Origin of the sequence: Streptomyces sp. NBC_00775 (assembly GCF_036347135.1) — a bacterium.
Lineage (GTDB): Bacteria > Actinomycetota > Actinomycetes > Streptomycetales > Streptomycetaceae > Streptomyces > Streptomyces lutosisoli.
In genome coordinates this window covers 5,983,262-5,999,537 of the sequence record NZ_CP108938.1, presented here as the reverse complement: position 1 = coordinate 5,999,537, position 16,276 = coordinate 5,983,262, and the positions used below count along the sequence as shown (strand labels likewise).

14 protein-coding genes are annotated in these 16,276 nt (G+C 71.3%); 11 read left to right on the top strand and 3 right to left on the bottom strand.

The features are described from left to right. Window positions 1–214 precede the first annotated feature (214 nt). Complete coding sequence (locus OIC96_RS26835) at window positions 215–790, top strand: hypothetical protein (protein ID WP_330305401.1); 576 nt, start codon at window positions 215–217, stop codon at window positions 788–790. 71 nt (window positions 791–861) lie between these two features. Here OIC96_RS26835 and OIC96_RS26830 read toward each other — a convergent pair whose 3' ends face one another. Together OIC96_RS26830 and OIC96_RS26825 are read right to left on the bottom strand one after the other, a co-directional pair. Continuing rightward, the gene (locus OIC96_RS26830) at window positions 862–1,845 is read right to left on the bottom strand and encodes an EamA family transporter (protein WP_330305402.1); all 984 of its coding nucleotides are present in this window, start codon (window positions 1,843–1,845) and stop codon (window positions 862–864) included. 170 nt (window positions 1,846–2,015) lie between these two features. After that, on the bottom strand, window positions 2,016–3,140 hold the full coding sequence (locus OIC96_RS26825; protein ID WP_330305403.1) for a lipid II:glycine glycyltransferase FemX: 1,125 nt from the start codon (window positions 3,138–3,140) through the stop codon (window positions 2,016–2,018). Between the two features lie 89 nt (window positions 3,141–3,229). Here OIC96_RS26825 and OIC96_RS26820 point away from each other — a divergent pair, with 89 nt between their 5' ends. The 3 genes from OIC96_RS26820 to OIC96_RS26810 all read left to right on the top strand — a co-directional run bounded on the left by OIC96_RS26820 (window position 3,230) and on the right by OIC96_RS26810 (window position 5,458). Next, window positions 3,230–3,379: a hypothetical protein gene (locus tag OIC96_RS26820; protein WP_330305404.1), complete on the top strand. Its 150-nt coding sequence runs from the start codon at window positions 3,230–3,232 to the stop codon at window positions 3,377–3,379. A 343-nt stretch (window positions 3,380–3,722) separates the two neighbouring features. Continuing rightward, complete coding sequence (locus OIC96_RS26815) at window positions 3,723–4,196, top strand: hypothetical protein (RefSeq protein ID WP_330305405.1); 474 nt, start codon at window positions 3,723–3,725, stop codon at window positions 4,194–4,196. A 413-nt stretch (window positions 4,197–4,609) separates the two neighbouring features. Next, a complete protein-coding gene (locus OIC96_RS26810) occupies window positions 4,610–5,458 on the top strand; it encodes a hypothetical protein (RefSeq protein ID WP_330305406.1) in 849 nt (282 codons plus the stop codon). Window positions 5,459–5,979: 521 nt separating this feature from the next. Here OIC96_RS26810 and OIC96_RS26805 read toward each other — a convergent pair. Then, complete coding sequence (locus tag OIC96_RS26805; RefSeq protein WP_330305407.1) at window positions 5,980–9,024, bottom strand: FAD-binding and (Fe-S)-binding domain-containing protein; 3,045 nt, start codon at window positions 9,022–9,024, stop codon at window positions 5,980–5,982. 233 nt (window positions 9,025–9,257) lie between these two features. On the opposite strand from OIC96_RS26805, the gene OIC96_RS26800 reads away from it, so the two are divergent. From OIC96_RS26800 to serC, 7 genes are all read left to right on the top strand, one after another. Then, window positions 9,258–11,072 (top strand): sensor histidine kinase, encoded by a 1,815-nt coding sequence (locus OIC96_RS26800; RefSeq protein WP_330305408.1) that lies wholly within the window; start codon window positions 9,258–9,260, stop codon window positions 11,070–11,072. Then, a complete protein-coding gene (locus tag OIC96_RS26795) occupies window positions 11,069–11,476 on the top strand; it encodes a roadblock/LC7 domain-containing protein (RefSeq protein ID WP_330305409.1) in 408 nt (135 codons plus the stop codon). Before OIC96_RS26800 ends, OIC96_RS26795 begins: the two co-directional genes overlap by 4 nt. Next, window positions 11,473–11,829, top strand: a complete 357-nt coding sequence (locus OIC96_RS26790) for a DUF742 domain-containing protein (RefSeq protein WP_330305410.1) — start codon at window positions 11,473–11,475, stop codon at window positions 11,827–11,829. Before OIC96_RS26795 ends, OIC96_RS26790 begins: the two co-directional genes overlap by 4 nt. Continuing rightward, window positions 11,810–12,445 carry a GTP-binding protein gene (locus OIC96_RS26785; protein ID WP_330305411.1) on the top strand — a complete coding sequence of 212 codons (636 nt, stop codon included), beginning with the start codon at window positions 11,810–11,812 and terminating at the stop codon, window positions 12,443–12,445. Before OIC96_RS26790 ends, OIC96_RS26785 begins: the two co-directional genes overlap by 20 nt. Beyond that, on the top strand, window positions 12,442–13,665 hold the full coding sequence (locus OIC96_RS26780; RefSeq protein ID WP_330305412.1) for a cytochrome P450: 1,224 nt from the start codon (window positions 12,442–12,444) through the stop codon (window positions 13,663–13,665). Before OIC96_RS26785 ends, OIC96_RS26780 begins: the two co-directional genes overlap by 4 nt. 101 nt (window positions 13,666–13,766) lie before the next feature. Next, window positions 13,767–14,993: a cytochrome P450 family protein gene (locus OIC96_RS26775; RefSeq protein ID WP_330305413.1), complete on the top strand. Its 1,227-nt coding sequence runs from the start codon at window positions 13,767–13,769 to the stop codon at window positions 14,991–14,993. Window positions 14,994–15,080: 87 nt separating this feature from the next. Beyond that, on the top strand, window positions 15,081–16,199 hold the full coding sequence (gene serC / locus OIC96_RS26770; protein WP_330305414.1) for a phosphoserine transaminase: 1,119 nt from the start codon (window positions 15,081–15,083) through the stop codon (window positions 16,197–16,199). Window positions 16,200–16,276 lie beyond the last annotated feature (77 nt).

Below are 16,276 nucleotides of genomic sequence, written 5' to 3'. Positions count from 1 at the left end.
GTGTGTCCCGGAGCATGGCAGCGGCCACAGAAACAATCAAGCATGCTTGCATTAATTGGCGCAGAGACGAACACGGATCGGTGAACGCGAGTGGTGCGGGCGACTTCGCCATGCACAGGTCACCCCGCTAGGCTCTGCCGCCATGTTTCCCCCTTCTCCACCCCACCCCTCTCCACCCCACCCCGGCCCCGACGCCACTGTCTTCCGCTTCGGGATGCGTCGGCTTCGGACCGGGCTGCCGGGCACGCTGATCGCCCTCTGTCTCGCGCCGCTGCCGCTCGTCGTCACGGCGGCGAAGGGCGGGGCGGGCGTCGGGCAGTGGATCTTCGCCGGGGTGTGGCTGCTGTTCCTGGGCGGGTTGGGGGTGCTGATGGCGTGCGTGCTGTGGGCGGGGCGCGGGACGCTGCTCGCCTTCGACGCGTACGGGGTGTGGTGGCGGCACAGCCGGGAGCGGCAGGCAGTGGTGCCGTGGCAGTCGCTGGCCGGGGTCGGGCTGTACTGGGCGCACAAGGGCAACGCCAGGGCCGGCCAGAAGATCATGAGCCTTGAGCTGTGCCCGTACGGCGATGTCGACGACGCCGATCCGCTGCTCAAGCCACTCGTCGTGCGGGACCAGCCGCCGCGCCCCGGTCTGCCGGACCGCCGCTACCGCATCGCGATCCCGACCTTCGCCAGCCGCCGCTGGGGGCGCGAACTCGCCGCGGCCGCGTACGCGCGGGCGCCGCAGCTGTGGTTCGGGGAGCACGAGCGGCCGAACGGCTATATGGGGACGTTGCGGCGCACTAGCTGAACGGGTTTTCGGAGCCGTCGCGGCACATGAGCTGAACGGCGCGACGCGGCTCGGCTCGCGGGTCGGGTCGGTCAGCCGCCGGTCTCCAGCTGCCCTTCCAGCCCCTTCGCCTTCCCCCGTCCCACCTGTGTCCGCACCGCCCCCATGCTCGCCGCGATGACCAGCCCGATCGCGAGAGCCTCCATGGCGGAGAGCGTCTGGCTCAGGACCAGGAAGCCGGCGGTGGCGGCGACGGCCGGTTCGAGGCTCATGAGGATGGCGAAGGTGGAGGCGGGCAGGCGGCGCAGGGCGAGGAGTTCGAGGGTGTAGGGCAGGACGGAGGAGAGGATCGCCACCGCGGCGCCCAGCGCGACCGTGGTCGGGTCGAGGAGTTTCGAGCCGGACTCGACGATCCCCAGCGGCAGGAAGGCCACCGCCGCGACCACCATCGCGAGGGCGAGGCCGTCGGCCTGGGGGAAGCGTCGGCCCGTACGAGCGCTGAAGACGATGTACGCCGCCCACATGGCGCCCGCGCTCAGGGCGAAGGCGACACCGGTGGGGTCGAGGCTGCTGAAGCCTCCGCCGCCGAGCAGGAAGACGCCGCCGAGGGCGAGGCCGGCCCAGACCAGGTTCAGGGCGCGGCGGGACGCGAGGACGGAGAGCACGAGCGGGCCGAGCACTTCGAGGGTGACGGCGGGGCCCAGCGGGATGCGGGCGACCGACTGGTAGAAGAGCCCGTTCATCGCGGCCATCGTGATGCCGAAGACGACGACCGTGCCCCAGTCGGCGCGCGAGTGCCCGCGCACCCTGGGGCGGCAGACCACGAGCAGCACGACGGCGGCCACCAGCAGCCGCAGCGTCACGACACCGAGGGCGCCGGCCCGCGGCATCAGGGTCACCGCGAGGGCGCCGCCGAACTGCACGGAGACGCCTCCGGCGAGGACCAGGCCCACGGGTCCGAGGGAGCCCCGCCGGCGCGGGCCGCCCGCCGTGGATACGCCGTCCGTGGGCACGGGTGCCGTCGTGGGGACGGCCGGGGCCGGGGAGGACGGGGTGGCGGCGCTGGGGCTGTTCACGGGGCTTCCAGGGGATCGGCTCAGAGTTCGTTCATCATGTTGCACCTCTCGGTCCAGGGTAATGGACTCCGTCAGGTGTGTGAACCCGTTGTGCAGCTGTCCCTGTCAGTCGCTGGTCCGAGGAAGGGGCGGGGGGCCGGCTCTGTTTTCTGCCGCCGGTCTCCTGGACCTCAGCGGCGCGCCATGTAGAGGTCCAGCGCCTTGTGCAGCAGGCGGTTGAGGGGGAAGTCCCACTCACCGAGGTACTCGATGGCCTCGCCGCCCGAGCCGACCTTGAAGCGGAGAAGGCCGAGGAGATGGTTGGACTCCTCCAGGGTGTCGGTGATGCCGCGGAAGTCGTAGACGGCGGCGCCGAGTTCGTGGGCGTCGGCCATCATGCGCCACTGGATGGCATTGTTGGGCTGGACCTCGCGCTTGCGACTGGTCGAGGCGCCGTAGGAGTACCAGACGTGTGCGCCGACGGTCAGCATCGTGGCGGCGGCGAGGACGTCGCCGTCGTGGTGGGCGAGGTAGAGGCGCATGCGGTTCGGGTCCTCGGCGGTCAGTGCGGTCCACATGCGCTGGAAGTAGGGCAGGGGTCGGGGGATGAAGCAGTCGCGCTCGGCGGTCTCCGCGTAGAGCTCGTAGAAGGCGGGCAGGTCGTCGTAGCCGCCCCGCACCACCTTCACACCGGCCTTCTCCGCCTTCTTGATGTTCCGCCGCCACTGCTGATTGAGCCCGCGGTGGATCTCCTCCAACGACCGGTCACGGAAGGGCACCTGGAAGACGTACCGCGGCTGTCCGGCCGCGAACCCGTCCTCACCACCGGCCTCGGTCTGCTGCCACCCCATGCTCCGCAGCCGCTCGGCAACGCCGAAGGCCGCCGGCTCGTACGTCGTCGCCTCCGCGTCCCCCAGCCGGCGCGCCGCCGGATCGGCGATCGCCGCCTTGACCGCGTCCGCGCTCCATCGGCGTGCGACCACGGGCGGCCCCATCTTCACCGAGAACGCGCCCCGCGCCTTGAGGTGCGCCAGCATCGGATCGAGCCAGCGCTCGGCGAGATCCGCCGCGTACCAGTCGATGACCGGGCCCTCCGGCAGATACGCCAGATACCGCTTCACCTTCGGCAACGGCCGCATCAGCACCAGCCCCGCCCCGACGAGCTGCCCCGCCCCGTCGAACCACCCCAGGCTCTCCGCCCGCCAGTCCGGCTTCACCTCACCCCACGACGGCACCTGCATATGACTGACCGAGGCCCGCGTCCCGACGAACGCCAGATGCTCTTCACGGGTGATGGCCTGCAGACGGAGCCTCATACGCGGCACTCCTTATGGGGGGTGGAATTGCCAGCGTACTTAGGGACTTCGGCGCCCCGGCTTCCTACCGGCGTGTCTGGATGCCTTCCGTGAACCTGCGGCCTGCGGTCCGTGCTGTCGTCCTCGACGACGCGACGGCGGCCGGGCCTGTCACTGCCGTTCCGGCGCCGGGCTCCGCCTTCGCCGTGTACGGCGGCAGGCCCAGCCTGCACGAGGAGCGGCGACGTCGGCGCCGATGACGACCATTCAGGGCGGTGTGCAGCGGACCGCAGATGACAGACATACAGAGAGAACGTGCGCGTGTCCCGTACGGAACCCTGCCGCCCTGCTCCGACAGGGTGATCCGTCGTCATCAGTCGCCCGGCATCCCAACGAAGCGTCAAGTAGGCACTGTGCACAGCAGGTTGAAGACTTATCAGGTGCGTTCCGGGCGTCAGATGAATGCGCATATGAGTCCAATCGATCCCTCTTGCCACATTTTCCGCATGTCGGATATGGCGGATAATCGGATTATCGGTACGTTCATCCACAGATCGGCCACTAGCCGATGTCGCCGATGTCTCAGAGACAGGGAAAAACGCCATGACCACGCGCAACATCGCCATGACTGCCGCCGTTGCGGCCGCCGCGGCCCTCGCCGCCACGGGCGTCACCTACGCCTCGGCCGCCGGGGCCCCCGAGGCCGCCCCCGCCGTCCAGCAGGCGGCCCCCGCCGCAGCCCCCCTCGGCGGCGACGGCGGTGCGTCGAAGGGTAACGAGGGAGACGGAGGATGGATCGAATTCAACGAGCGGACGTACTCGGCCCACTCCAAGGGCTGCATCACCGTCGTCAGCGGTCTGGGCTCCAAGAGCTTCAACATCCGCAACGACAGCCGGAAGACCGTCGAGGTCTTCCGCGGTGTCACCTGCGACAACGGCTCGCCCCTCGCGACGGTCGGCGCGTTCAGCACCAGCAACGGCGTCACGCCTCCGCGGCACCTGCACGGCGGCCTGAAGGTCCGCGACGGTGTGGTGGGCAGCTTCCGCGTGATCGATGACCACCACGACTCGTACTAACAGCAGCACCCGCACAACACGGAGACCCCGGCCCGCCGCAATCGGGCCGGGGTCTCCGGCATTGAGTACTGCTCCACGGACGCCCCCCTCGCAGGAGGCTGAACGCGTGCGCGACACCCGCCCAGTAACACCCGTTACGCCACATTAAGTGTTTATCGAACGCCCCGCATGTCGCTGCACACGAACTCGGACATCCGTAGGCTCTCGAACCTGGCCGTGAGGCCCTCCGGTCGCTGCTGCCTGCGCGCACGCGGCACAGGTACGAACAAGCACCGCACCCATCGACGCATCACGCGGAACGACCCGCGCTACTGCACGCGGGTCACTTAAGCAGACCATATGTGCGTCGATGTCACGGGTTGCGAGCCGGTGCCATCACTGTCGACGCACTGCCCATCAATCGTGAGAGTGCCATGAAACTGCTGTCCAAGGTATTTAGGCAGTCGAAGAATCCGGCTGACGCAATGATGTCGCGGCTACTCGAGCAAAGCATCGAAAACGCAGGCTACTGGGCCAAAAGAATGCCGCGGGAAGCTGCCCACCTGGCGCAGAAAGTCCGCCTGTACACCCTCGCCTCCGCCGTACTCAGCCTCACCGCAGGACTCCTCGCCTGGCCCGTCATCGCAGAGTCCTCGCAGCTCAGCGCCCAGGTACTCGTCTCTGCGCTGGCAAGCCTCGCGGCGTTCACGATCATCGCCCCCCACGCCGGCGGACTCAGCGATCGCGCCGACGAATCCATCAAGCTGTGCAGCGCCTACAGCGCCATCTACCACGATCTTCTGGATGCGAAGTACCGGCTCGCCACCGGATCCATGACAGACGCCTCTCACGCGGCAGACATCATCTGCCGGTTCCAGCACATCCAGGAACGCAAAGACGCTCTGGCACTTCCGGTCGGGAAGGGACACGCGGTGAGTGGGCCCGCCCATCCGCAGGCCAAGAGGAATGGGCGACGGGGACGGATCTTTTCGGGCGGAATGCTCGGGATCGCACGACCGCTGATGCCGTCCGTACCCGTCCGCCTGCAGAACGACCCAACGGCGGCCGTCGAGGGCAGAACGCGCCTCACGGCGCTCGCTCGCGTATTGCCGAGTCGGCACGCGTCACAGCATGTGCCGCCACACCACAGCGCCTTGACGCACACCGCCCACGCCCTTCCCGCGCTCCCAGTCCGGCGCCGTGTCTTCAGGGCGTCCCTACCGGTCGTTGCGGGACCGGCTCGACGACGAGCCCTGCCCAGCGAGTCTGTGGCACAGCCATAGCCGGGCCGATGCACGGGTGGTCGCCGCCGGGATGTCGAAGGGTGTCGTGCGCAGGGTGACACCCGGGCCGAGGAGCGACCAGTGGGCTCCGGGGCGGCCGTACGGCATGCCGACGCTGCCCGGGGTTCGGAAGGGCGGCCAGGAAGTCGACCTGGTCGTCGCGGAGTTGGTTTCGGCGCCCCGGGGCGCGATCGGGTCCGGGTTCGATGTGCGCCGGCCGTGGCGGTACCCGACCAGGTCGCGGTCGTCGTCTCCCGCAATCCGGACGACCCGGTCTCCCTGTCGCGCCGGCAGGTCGAGAACCTCCACAGGTCGCGGACGCGCTGCGATGTCACCGATGAGCACGATGCGGTCCGCGGCGGTCACGTCCGGTTCGTGGCCGGCATGGCTTCCAGCGCGGGGAGCACACCATGGATGCCGGAGAGGACGGCGGCTCGGTCGACGAGGTTCGGCATGGGCCCACTCCCAGCCGAGGTCACCCTCCCCGGTCTGGGTGTTCGCCCCTCGCGCAGCCGCTCCGTTCACCCCTCTGCCAGCGCCTCCGCCAGCACCTCCGCCAGATGCCGCCCCCGCCGCCCCCGCCGCCCCGCCAGCTGCTCCACCTGTGTACGGCAGGAGAAGCCGTCCGCCAGGATCACCGTGTCGTCGGTGGCCTCCCGTACCGCCGGGAGCAGTTGCTCCTCCGCGCAGGCCGCCGAGACCGCGTAATGGCCCCTCTCGAAGCCGAAGTTGCCCGCGAGGCCGCAGCAGCCGCCCGCGAGGGTGCCGGTCAGGCCCGCCGCCTCGCGCAGCCGGCGGTCGGCCGCGTCGCCGAGGACCGCGTGCTGGTGGCAGTGGGTCTGGCCGACGGCCGGGCGGTTCACCGGGGGTGGTGTCCAGTCCGGGGCGAGGCGTTCCAGGGCCTCGGCGAACGTCAGCACCGCCGCCGCCAGCCGTGCCGCGCGGGGATCGTCGTGCAGCAGTTCCGGGAGGTCGGTGCGGAGGGCGGCGGCGCAGCTCGGTTCCAGGACGACGACGGCGGGGGGCTGCGGGTAGAGATCCGGGTCGAGGAAGACGCCCATCAGGTCGAGCGTGCGGCGCATCACCGTACGGGCGCGGTCCAGCTGGCCGGTGGAGACATACGTCAGACCGCAGCAGACCCGGCCGCGGCGGCCCACCGACCACGGGCCCGTGTGGAGCGACGCGCCGTGCCCCTCGGCCGTCTTACTCATCGCCACCGTCGGCGTCAGCAGCACGCCCACGCCCGCCGCCTCCAGCACCCGCACGGCCGCCTGCCCCACGGACGGCGAGAGGTACTCCGTGAAGGTGTCCGGCCAGAGGAAGGCCACCTCACGCGGGCCCCCGAGGCCCTCGCCGAAGGGCCCCGCGTCGTCGTCCTCCTCGTCGAAGGGCCCCGCGCCCTCGTCTCTCTCGTCGAGGGGCCCGGCGCCCTCGTCGTCGTCTCCCGCGCCACCGGGAAACTCCTGCGCCCTCTCCCTCATCATCCGCCGCACCTGCGCCTTGAACCGCCGCCCCCACCACCGGCTGAACGTCTCGGGCGCCAGGCGCGGAATCTCCCGTTCGGGCGCGATGCCGCCCAGCCGTTTGGCCACGGCGGCCAACGGACGTACCGAGGCGAGGGAGTTGACCAGCCGGGCCGAGCGCGTCCGGGTCACCGCCGCCAGCCACACCGGCAGCCGCCCCATCACGTAGTGCGCGGCGGGACGTCGCCGGCCCTCGTAGTGGTGGTGGAGGAACTCCGCCTTGTACGTGGCCATGTCGACGCCGACCGGGCAGTCGGACCTGCATCCCTTGCAGGACAAGCACAGGTCCAGCGCGTCACGGACCTCCGTCGAGCGCCAGCCGTCCGTCACGACCTCGCCCGCGAGCATCTCGTGCAGCAGCCGCGCCCGCCCGCGCGTGGAGTGCTCCTCCTCGCCGGTCACCCGGAAGGAGGGGCACATGACGCTCCCCGAAGTGCTCTCCGCCGTACGGCACTTGGCGACCCCCACGCATCTGCGGACCGCCGCCGAGAAGTCCCCGCCGTCCGCCGGGTATCCGAACTCCACGTCCACCGGCTTCGACGGCAGCGCCGCGAACCGCAGGTTCTCGTCCAGCCGGTGCGGCCGTACGAGCATTCCCGGGTTGAGCAGGCCGTCGGGGTCCCAGAGGTCTTTCGCCCGCTCGAAGAGGCCGACCATCTCGGAGCCGTACATCCTGGGCAGCAGTTCGGCCCGCGCCTGGCCGTCCCCGTGCTCGCCGGACAGGGAGCCGCCGTGGGAGACGACCACGTCGGCGAGCTCCTCGGAGAAGCGCCGGAAGCGGCTCACCCCCTGTGCCGTCATCAGGTCGAAGTCGATGCGCACGTGGATGCAGCCGTCGCCGAAGTGCCCGTACGGCGTGCCGCGCAGCCCGTGGGCCGTCAACAGGCCCCGGAAGTCGCGGAGATAGGCGCCCAGCCGGGCCGGCGGCACCGCGCAGTCCTCCCAGCCGGGCCAGGCCTCGCTGCCGTCGGGCATCCGGGTCGCCGTACCGCTCGCGTCCTCGCGCAGCCGCCACAGGGCGCGCTGACCCGCCGGGTCGGTGACCACCACGGCGTCCAGGACGTCCGCGGCCCGCACGATCGCGTCCCCGCGCGCGCGTGCCTCCGCCTGCGACGCGCCGCCCGTCTCCACGAACAGCCAGGCGCCGCCCCGGGGCAGCCCCGCGTCAGCCGGCACGAGGTCCGCGGCCATCCCCTCCACCGTCAGCGGCGCGTGCGGCAGCAGCCCCGCGGCCGCCTCCGCCGCCGCGCTCTCGTCCGGGTACGCCAGCACGGCCAGCGCCCGCGCGCGCGGTGCCTCCACCAGTCGTACGACCGCCTCGGTCAGCACCCCCCAGGTGCCCTCGGAGCCGCAGAAGGAGCGGGCGACGTCCGCGCCCCTCTCGGGGAGCAGGGCGTCCAGGGCATAGCCGGAGATACGTCGCGGAAGGTCCGGGAAGCCGGTACGCAGACGCGCCAACTCGCCCTCCACCAGGGCCCGGAGACCGTCCGGCGCGCCCGCCCAGTGCTGCCCGAGCGTGGCGCGGGCCCCCTGTCCGGTGACGACCGACAGCTCCCGCACGCTGTCCGCCGTCGTGCCCCAGGCCACCGAGTGGGATCCGCACGAGTTGTTGCCGATCATTCCGCCGAGGGTGCAGCGGCTGTGGGTCGCGGGGTCGGGGCCGAAACGCAGGCCGTGCGGGGCGGCGGCGTCCTGGAGGCGGTCCAGGACGACGCCGGGCTGGACCACGGCCGTACGGCTCTCCGCGTCGAGCGACACGATCCGGTTCATGTGACGGGTGAGGTCCAGGACGATGCCCGTGCCCGTGGCCTGCCCGGCGATCGAGGTGCCGCCGCCGCGCGGCACGACCGGCACACCGTGCGCCCGGCACACGGCGAGGGCCGCCGCCACGTCGTCGGCGTCGCGCGGGGACACGACACCGAGCGGGACGCGCCGGTAGTTGGACGCGTCCATGGTGGTCAGCGCCCGCGCGGTCGCGTCGAAGGCGACCTCGCCGCGCACGGCCTTCGCCAGCCCGGCCCGCAGCCCTCCGAGATCCGTCATCCCCCCAGAATGCCGCCGGGCACCGACAGTGGCGGTCAGCCGCACCCGCGAATTACGTCCGGATCATGAAACCGCTTCCAGAACCTTCCCAATTCGATCACGAACTCTCATATAGTGACCGCCAGTTGAGCACCAGGTGTCGCTTCTCGCCCAGGACACGACCGAGGACACGGCTTCTTCCAGGACCCGACCGAGGACACGTTCTCTTCCAGGACACGACCGAGGACCGATAGATGACCGCCCCCACCCCCTCCGGCGAACGACCCACCCTCCGCGCCGTCGCGCCCGCTCCGCTGATCGCCGCCGTCCCGGCCGCGCTCGCGGTGGCCGTCGCGGTCGCCCTGGCGCCCGACTCGGTGCGCACACCCCTCGCCTGGGGCGCGGGCGCGGCCGCGGTGCTGCTGTGCGCGGCCGTCGCGGTGGCCGCCCGCGCCACGCAGACGGCGAAACTGGTACGCCGCCGTCTCGACGCCGTGACCCAGGACGCCGGACGGCTCCTTCAGGAACGGGCCCGGCTGGCCGAGGAGTTCCGTCAGGAGCGGGCCCGGCTGGCCGACGACTCCGCCCGCGAGCGGGGCCGCCTGACCGAGGCGGCGGCACGGGAACGCGCGCAGCTGACGGAGTCCGCGGCGCAGGAACGCGCCCGCCTCACGGAGGAGTTCACCGCCGAGCGGCAGCACCTCACCGGCGAACGCGCCCGCCTCGCCGAGGAGAACGTCCGGCTGACGGAGCGCGCCCGGCGGGCCACCGGTGACCGCGCCGCCGCCATCTCCGCGACCGCCAACGCGGCGGGCCGGATGCAGGCCCTGGCCACCGGCATGCTCGCCGACCTGCGCACCATGGAGGAGCGGCACTCCGACGAGGAGGTCCTCGCCGACCTCCTCCACCTCGACCACCGCACCGCACAGGCCGGCCGCCTCGCCGACTCCGTCGCCGTTCTCACCGGCGCGCGCTCGGGCCGCCGCTGGGCACGCCCCATCGTCATGGAGTCGATCCTGCGCGGCGCGATGGGCCGCATCGGCGGCTACCAGCGCGTGCGCGTGCACTCCGCCAGCGACGCCGCCGTCGCCGGACACGCCGCCGAGGGCGTCATGCACGCCCTCGCCGAACTCCTCGACAACGCCGCGAACTTCTCGCCGCCGACCGCCGAAGTACATGTGTACGTCGAGGAGGTGCCGGCCGGCGTCATCGTCTCCGTCGAGGACAGCGGCCTGGTCATGGGCGACGTCCAGCTGCGCCGCGCCGAGCGCGCGGTGTCCGGGGACGCCGGCAGCACCGCCGAGCTCGGCGGGCTCACCGGCACCCGGCTCGGCCTCGCGGTGGTCGGCCGACTCGCCCGCAAGCACGGTCTGAAGGTGTCCTTCCGCCCCTCCGCGCGCGGCGGCACGGGCGTCCTGGTGCTCATCCCCCAGGACCTCCTCACGCTTGCGACCGCCCCCCTGCCGGCGGACCCCGAGCAGACGGTGCCGGCTTCGACTCCCCCGAAGCCCCGAGCCCTCAACGACGACGAGGACTACGCCGTGGAGCCCCTGCTCCGGGCAACCCGGCAGTCCGAGGCCTCCTCTGCCTCCCCTGCCTCCCCGGCTTCCGAGGCTTCCCAGGTGTCGTACGCCGCCGCCCGCGCCGCCGGCGACCTCGACCCGGACCCGGTCCCCACCCACGGCTCGCCCCGGCACGAGCCGGTTCCCCCGGCGGCCGACAACCTCCCCAAGCGCCGCCGCGGCCGCACCCTCGCGCACGCCGAGCGCAGCCGCACGCACGCCACGCCGCCCCAGGCCGACCCGGAACCCCGTACCACCGACACCTCCAAGGCGAGGACGGCGGCCCGCTTCAGCAGCTTCCGCCAGGCGGTACGCGGCACGGCGGCGGGCGCCGAGGACGCCGTACGAGACGCAGCAGGACAAGAAGAAGCCGTACAGGACGCCGTACAGGACAAGGAAGCCGTACGGGCCGACGAAGCCGTACGGGACACAGCCCCCGCCACCCCCTCGAACTCACAGCCGCAGCCGCACTCGCACGCGCACCCGGAAGGCGACACCACCCCATGACCGGCACCATCACCGCCGACGAGAAGCTCTCCTGGCTCATCGAGGGCCTCCTTGAGCGCACCCCGGGCGCCCGGCACGCGCTCGTGCTCTCCCGCGACGGCCTGAAGTTGTGCCGCACCCCGGAACTCTCGGTCGACCAGGCCGACCAGCTCGCCGCGATCGCCGCCGGCATCCAGTCGCTGTCCCACGGCGCGTCCATGGAGTTCGGTGACGGCAGCGGGGGTGTGCGTTCGGCCATGGCCGAGTTCTACGGCGGGGTCCTGTTCATCGTGGAGGCGGGCGACGGAGCGCACCTCGCCGTCGTCACCGCCGAGGACGCGGACGCCGGTCTGGTCGGGCACAACATGAGCGAACTCGTGGAGCAACTCGGCGAACACCTGAGCGCGCCGCCCCGTACGTCATGAGCCGTCCGGGCAGGGACGACGCGCCCGACCGGCTGTACACCCTCACCGGAGGGCGCAGCCGGTCCGGGCCCGACACCCCCTTCGACCTGGTGACGCTGGTGGTCGCGGAGTGCGATCCGGTGCTGGGCATGCAGTCGGAGCACGCCGCGATCCTGCGGCTGTGCGACCGGCCGACGGCGGTCGTGGAGATCGCCGCGGAGCTGAAACTCCCGGTGTCCATCACCCGCATCCTGCTCGCCGACCTGCTCGCCGCGGGCCGCGTCAGCGCCCGCCACCCGCAGCCCACTGTTCCTTCCGGTCTCCCCGACCCCGACATCCTGGAGCAGGTGCTCGTTGGACTCCGTAACCTCTGACGCGCGTACGTCCTCCCCGACGGACGGCGCGCGTACGCCCCTGGAGGCGTCGGCCGACAACGGCCTCAAGATCGTGGTCGTCGGCGGCTTCGGCGTCGGCAAGACGACCCTGGTCCGCTCCGTGAGCGAGATTCGTCCCCTCAACACCGAGGAGACGATGACGCAGGCCGGCGAGGCGGTCGACGACATCAGCGAGGTGCGCGGCAAGTCCGCGACCACCGTCGCCTTCGACTTCGGCCGCATCACGCTGGACGCCCGCAATGTGCTGTATCTGTTCGGCGCGCCGGGGCAGGAACGCTTCTGGTTCCTCTGGGACCGGCTGTTCTCCGGCACGCTCGGCGCGGTCGTCCTCGTCGACACCCGGCGCATCGACGACTCCTGGTACGCCATCGACCGGCTGGAGCACCACGGCACCCCGTTCATCGTGGCCTGCAACGACTTCGGCGGGCCCGCCCACACCCCCGCGCAGATCCGCGAGGCCCTCGACCTCGACCCGCATGTCCCGCTGCTCGACTGCGACGCCCGTTCACGGGAGTCCAGCAAGCGGGTGCTGATCACCCTGGTCGAGCACCTCAAGTCTCTCTCCATCCCCCGATCACCGGAGTTGGCGCTGTGACCCCCGCCCCCGTGCCCCTCAGCGGGCCCCGGTTCCAGACCGAACCCGCCGAGCTGTACCGGGAGATGCGGCGCGACCACGGTGCCGTGACACCGGTCGTGCTGGACGGCGACATCCCCGCCTGGCTGGTGCTCGGCTACCGCGAGCTGCACCAGGTCACCGGCGATCCCGTGCTGTTCAGCCGGGACTCCGACCTGTGGAACCAGTGGGACCACATCCCCGACGACTGGCCGCTGCTGCCGATGATCGGCCGCAAGCAGCCCTCCATCCTCTACACGGTCGGCGAACGCCACCGCGAGCGCGCCGCGATGATCAGCGACGCGCTCGAAGCCGTCGACCCCTTCGAACTGCGCTCCCACGCCGAGAGGTTCGCCGACGAACTGATCGACGCGATCTGCGCGAAGGGTGAGACGGACATCGTCGGGGACTACGCGGCACTGCTGCCCGTCCGCGTCCTCGCCACGCTCTACGGCTTCGCGGAGGAGCAGGGCCCCGGCCTGGTCACCGCCCTCAACGACATGGTCAACGGGCGGGAGGGCGCGCTCGCGGGCCAGCAGCACCTGGCCGCCTCCATGGCTCAGTTGCTGGCCGACCGGAAGGCGGAGCCGGCGGACGACGTCGTCTCACGGATGCTCGCAACGGCCAATTCAGCGGAGGGCTCCGGCTTCTCCGACGAGGAGATCGCCCAGGACCTCATGGTCATGATGGCCGCGGGCCACCAGCCGACCGCCGACTGGATCGGCAACTCGCTGCGCCTGATGCTGACGGACGACCGTTTCGCGGCGTCGCTCTTCGGCGGCCGGCACAGTGTCGCCGAGGCCATGAACGAGGTCCTGTGGGAGGACACCCCCACCCAGAACGTGGCCGGCCGCTGGGCCTCCCGCGACACCCAGCTCGGCGGCCGCCGCATCCGCTCCGGCGACCTGCTGCTGCTCGGCCTCCAGGGCGCAAACTCCGACCCCCAGGTCCGCACCGACGGCTCCGCCCTCACCGGCGGCAACAACGCCCACTTCTCCTTCGGCCACGGGGAGCACCGCTGCCCCTTCCCGGCGCAGGAGGTCGCGGAGGTGATCGCGCGCACGGGCATCGAGGTCGTACTGGACCGGCTGCCGGACATCGATCTGGCCGTCCCCGCCGAGTCCCTGACCCGGCGCCCGTCCCCCTGGCTGCGGGGGCTGAGCGAACTGCCCGTGAGGTTCACCCCCGTACCCGCGCTCTGAAACACCGACGCACCCGGCCGGCCCGTCTTCCGGCCGGGGTCCGGGGGGTTGCCCCCGGGAAGACCCAGCACTCCGACCCCGCCCCTTGGAGGCACCCCCGCATGACCACCGGTACCGAAGAGACCCGTATCGCGCTGGACCCCTTCGTCACCGACCTGGAGGGCGAGAGCGCCAGGCTGCGCGCGGCGGGCCCGCTCGCGGCCGTCGAGCTGCCGGGCGGCGTCCCGGTGTGGGCGGTCACCCGCCACGCGGAGGCGCGCGCGCTGCTCACAGACCCCCGTCTGGTGAAGGACATCAACGTCTGGGGTGCCTGGCAGCGCGGCGAGATAGCCCCGGACTGGCCGCTGATCGGGCTCGCCAACCCCGGCCGTTCCATGCTCACCGTCGACGGCGCGGACCACCGCCGGATGCGCACGCTGGTGGCGCAGGCGCTCACCCCGCGCCGGGTGGAGCAGATGCGCGAGCGGATCTCGAAGCTGACGCAGGGCCTGCTGGACGGGCTGCCGGACTCCGCCGAGGTCGTCGACCTGAAGGCCGACTTCGCCTACCCCCTGCCCATGTACGTCATCGCGGACCTGATGGGCATAGACGAGGCGAAGCTCCCCCGTCTCAAGGAACTCTTCGAGAAGTTCTTCTCGACGCAGACCCCGCCCGCCGAGGTCATCGCGACCCTCACCGAGCTGGCCGGAATCATGGCGGAGACGGTGGCCGCGAAGCGCGCCGAGCCGGGCGACGACCTGACATCCGCCCTGATCCTCGCCTCCGAGAACGGCGACCACCTCACCGACGAGGAGATCGTCTCCACCCTCCAGCTGATGGTCGCGGCGGGCCACGAGACCACGATCTCCCTCATCGTCAACGCGGTCGTCAACCTCTCCGCCCACCCCGTCCAGCGCGCCCTGGTCCTGGCCGGCGAGGTCGACTGGTCCTCGGTGATCGAGGAGACCCTGCGCTACTCCACCCCGACCTCCCACGTCCTCATCCGCTTCGCGACGGAGGACGTACCGGTCGGCGACAAGGTCCTCCCTGCGGGTGACGCGCTGATCGTGTCGTACGGCGCGATCGGGCGGGACGAGCAGGCCCATGGGCCTTCGGCCGGCGACTTCGACATCACGCGCACATCGGAGAACCGGCACATCTCCTTCGGCCACGGCCCGCACGTCTGCCCGGGCGCGGCGCTGTCCCGTCTGGAGGCGGCGGTGGCCCTGCCGGCGCTGTACGAGCGCTTCCCGGCCCTCGACCTGGCGGTCCCGGCAGCCGAACTCCGCAACAAGCCGGTGGTGACGCAGAACGATCTGTTCGAGCTGCCGGTGCGCCTGACCTCGTAGATCCTTACAAGTCCACGGGCCGGAGAACCCGTCTCATCGAACGGACACGTTTCCGTCCGGTTTCACCGAAGAGATACCCTCCGGCTCGTGGCTGATATCCAGATCCCCGCTGACATCAAGCCCGCCGATGGACGATTCGGCGCTGGCCCCTCCAAGGTGCGTACGGAGGCGCTGGACGCGCTGGCCGCCACCGGTACCTCCCTCCTCGGTACGTCCCACCGGCAGGCCCCGGTCAAGAACCTGGTCGGCAAGGTGCGCGAGGGCATCTCCGAGCTGTTCTCCCTCCCCGAGGGCTACGAGGTCATCCTCGGCAACGGCGGCTCCACCGCGTTCTGGGACGTGGCGACCCACGGCCTGATCGAGAACAAGTCGCAGCACCTGAACTTCGGCGAGTTCAGCTCCAAGTTCGCCAAGGCCGCGAAGCTCGCGCCCTGGCTGGCCGAGCCCACGGTCATCGCGAGCGACCCCGGCACGCACCCCGAGCCGGTCGCCGAGGCGGGCGTCGACGTCTACGCCTTCACCCACAACGAGACCTCCACCGGTGTCGCCGCCCCCATCAAGCGGGTCGCGGGCGCCGACGAGGGCTCCCTCGTCCTGGTGGACGCCACCTCCGGCGCCGGCGGCCTCCCCGTCGACATCGCCGAGACCGACGTCTACTACTTCGCCCCGCAGAAGTCCTTCGCCTCCGACGGCGGCCTGTGGATCGGCGTGTTCTCCCCGGCCGCCATCGAGCGCGCCGAGCGCATCCACGCCTCCGGCCGCCACGTCCCGGAGTTCTTCTCGCTCCCCACGGCGATCGACAACTCCCGCAAGAACCAGACGTACAACACCCCGGCCCTCGCCACCCTCTTCCTCCTCAACGAGCAGCTGGAGTGGATCAACGGCCAGGGCGGTCTGGCGTGGTCCGCGGGCCGCACCAAGGACTCGTCGACCCGGCTGTACTCCTGGGCGGAGGAGTCCAAGTACGCCACCCCGTTCGTCACCGACCCGGCCAAGCGCTCGCAGGTCATCGGCACGATCGACTTCGACGACGAGATCGACGCCGCCGCCGTCGCCAAGGTCCTGCGCGCCAACGGCATCGTCGACACCGAGCCCTACCGCAAGCTCGGCCGCAACCAGCTCCGCGTCGCGATGTTCCCGGCGATCGACCCGGCGGACGTCGAGGCGCTCACGAAGTGCATCGACTACGTGATCGAGAAGCTGTAACCAGTCGCAGCAACTCCCCGGAAAAGCTGCTGGTTTACGCGGAAGGCATGGTCAAGGCAAAGGCCTCCGCGAGCCGT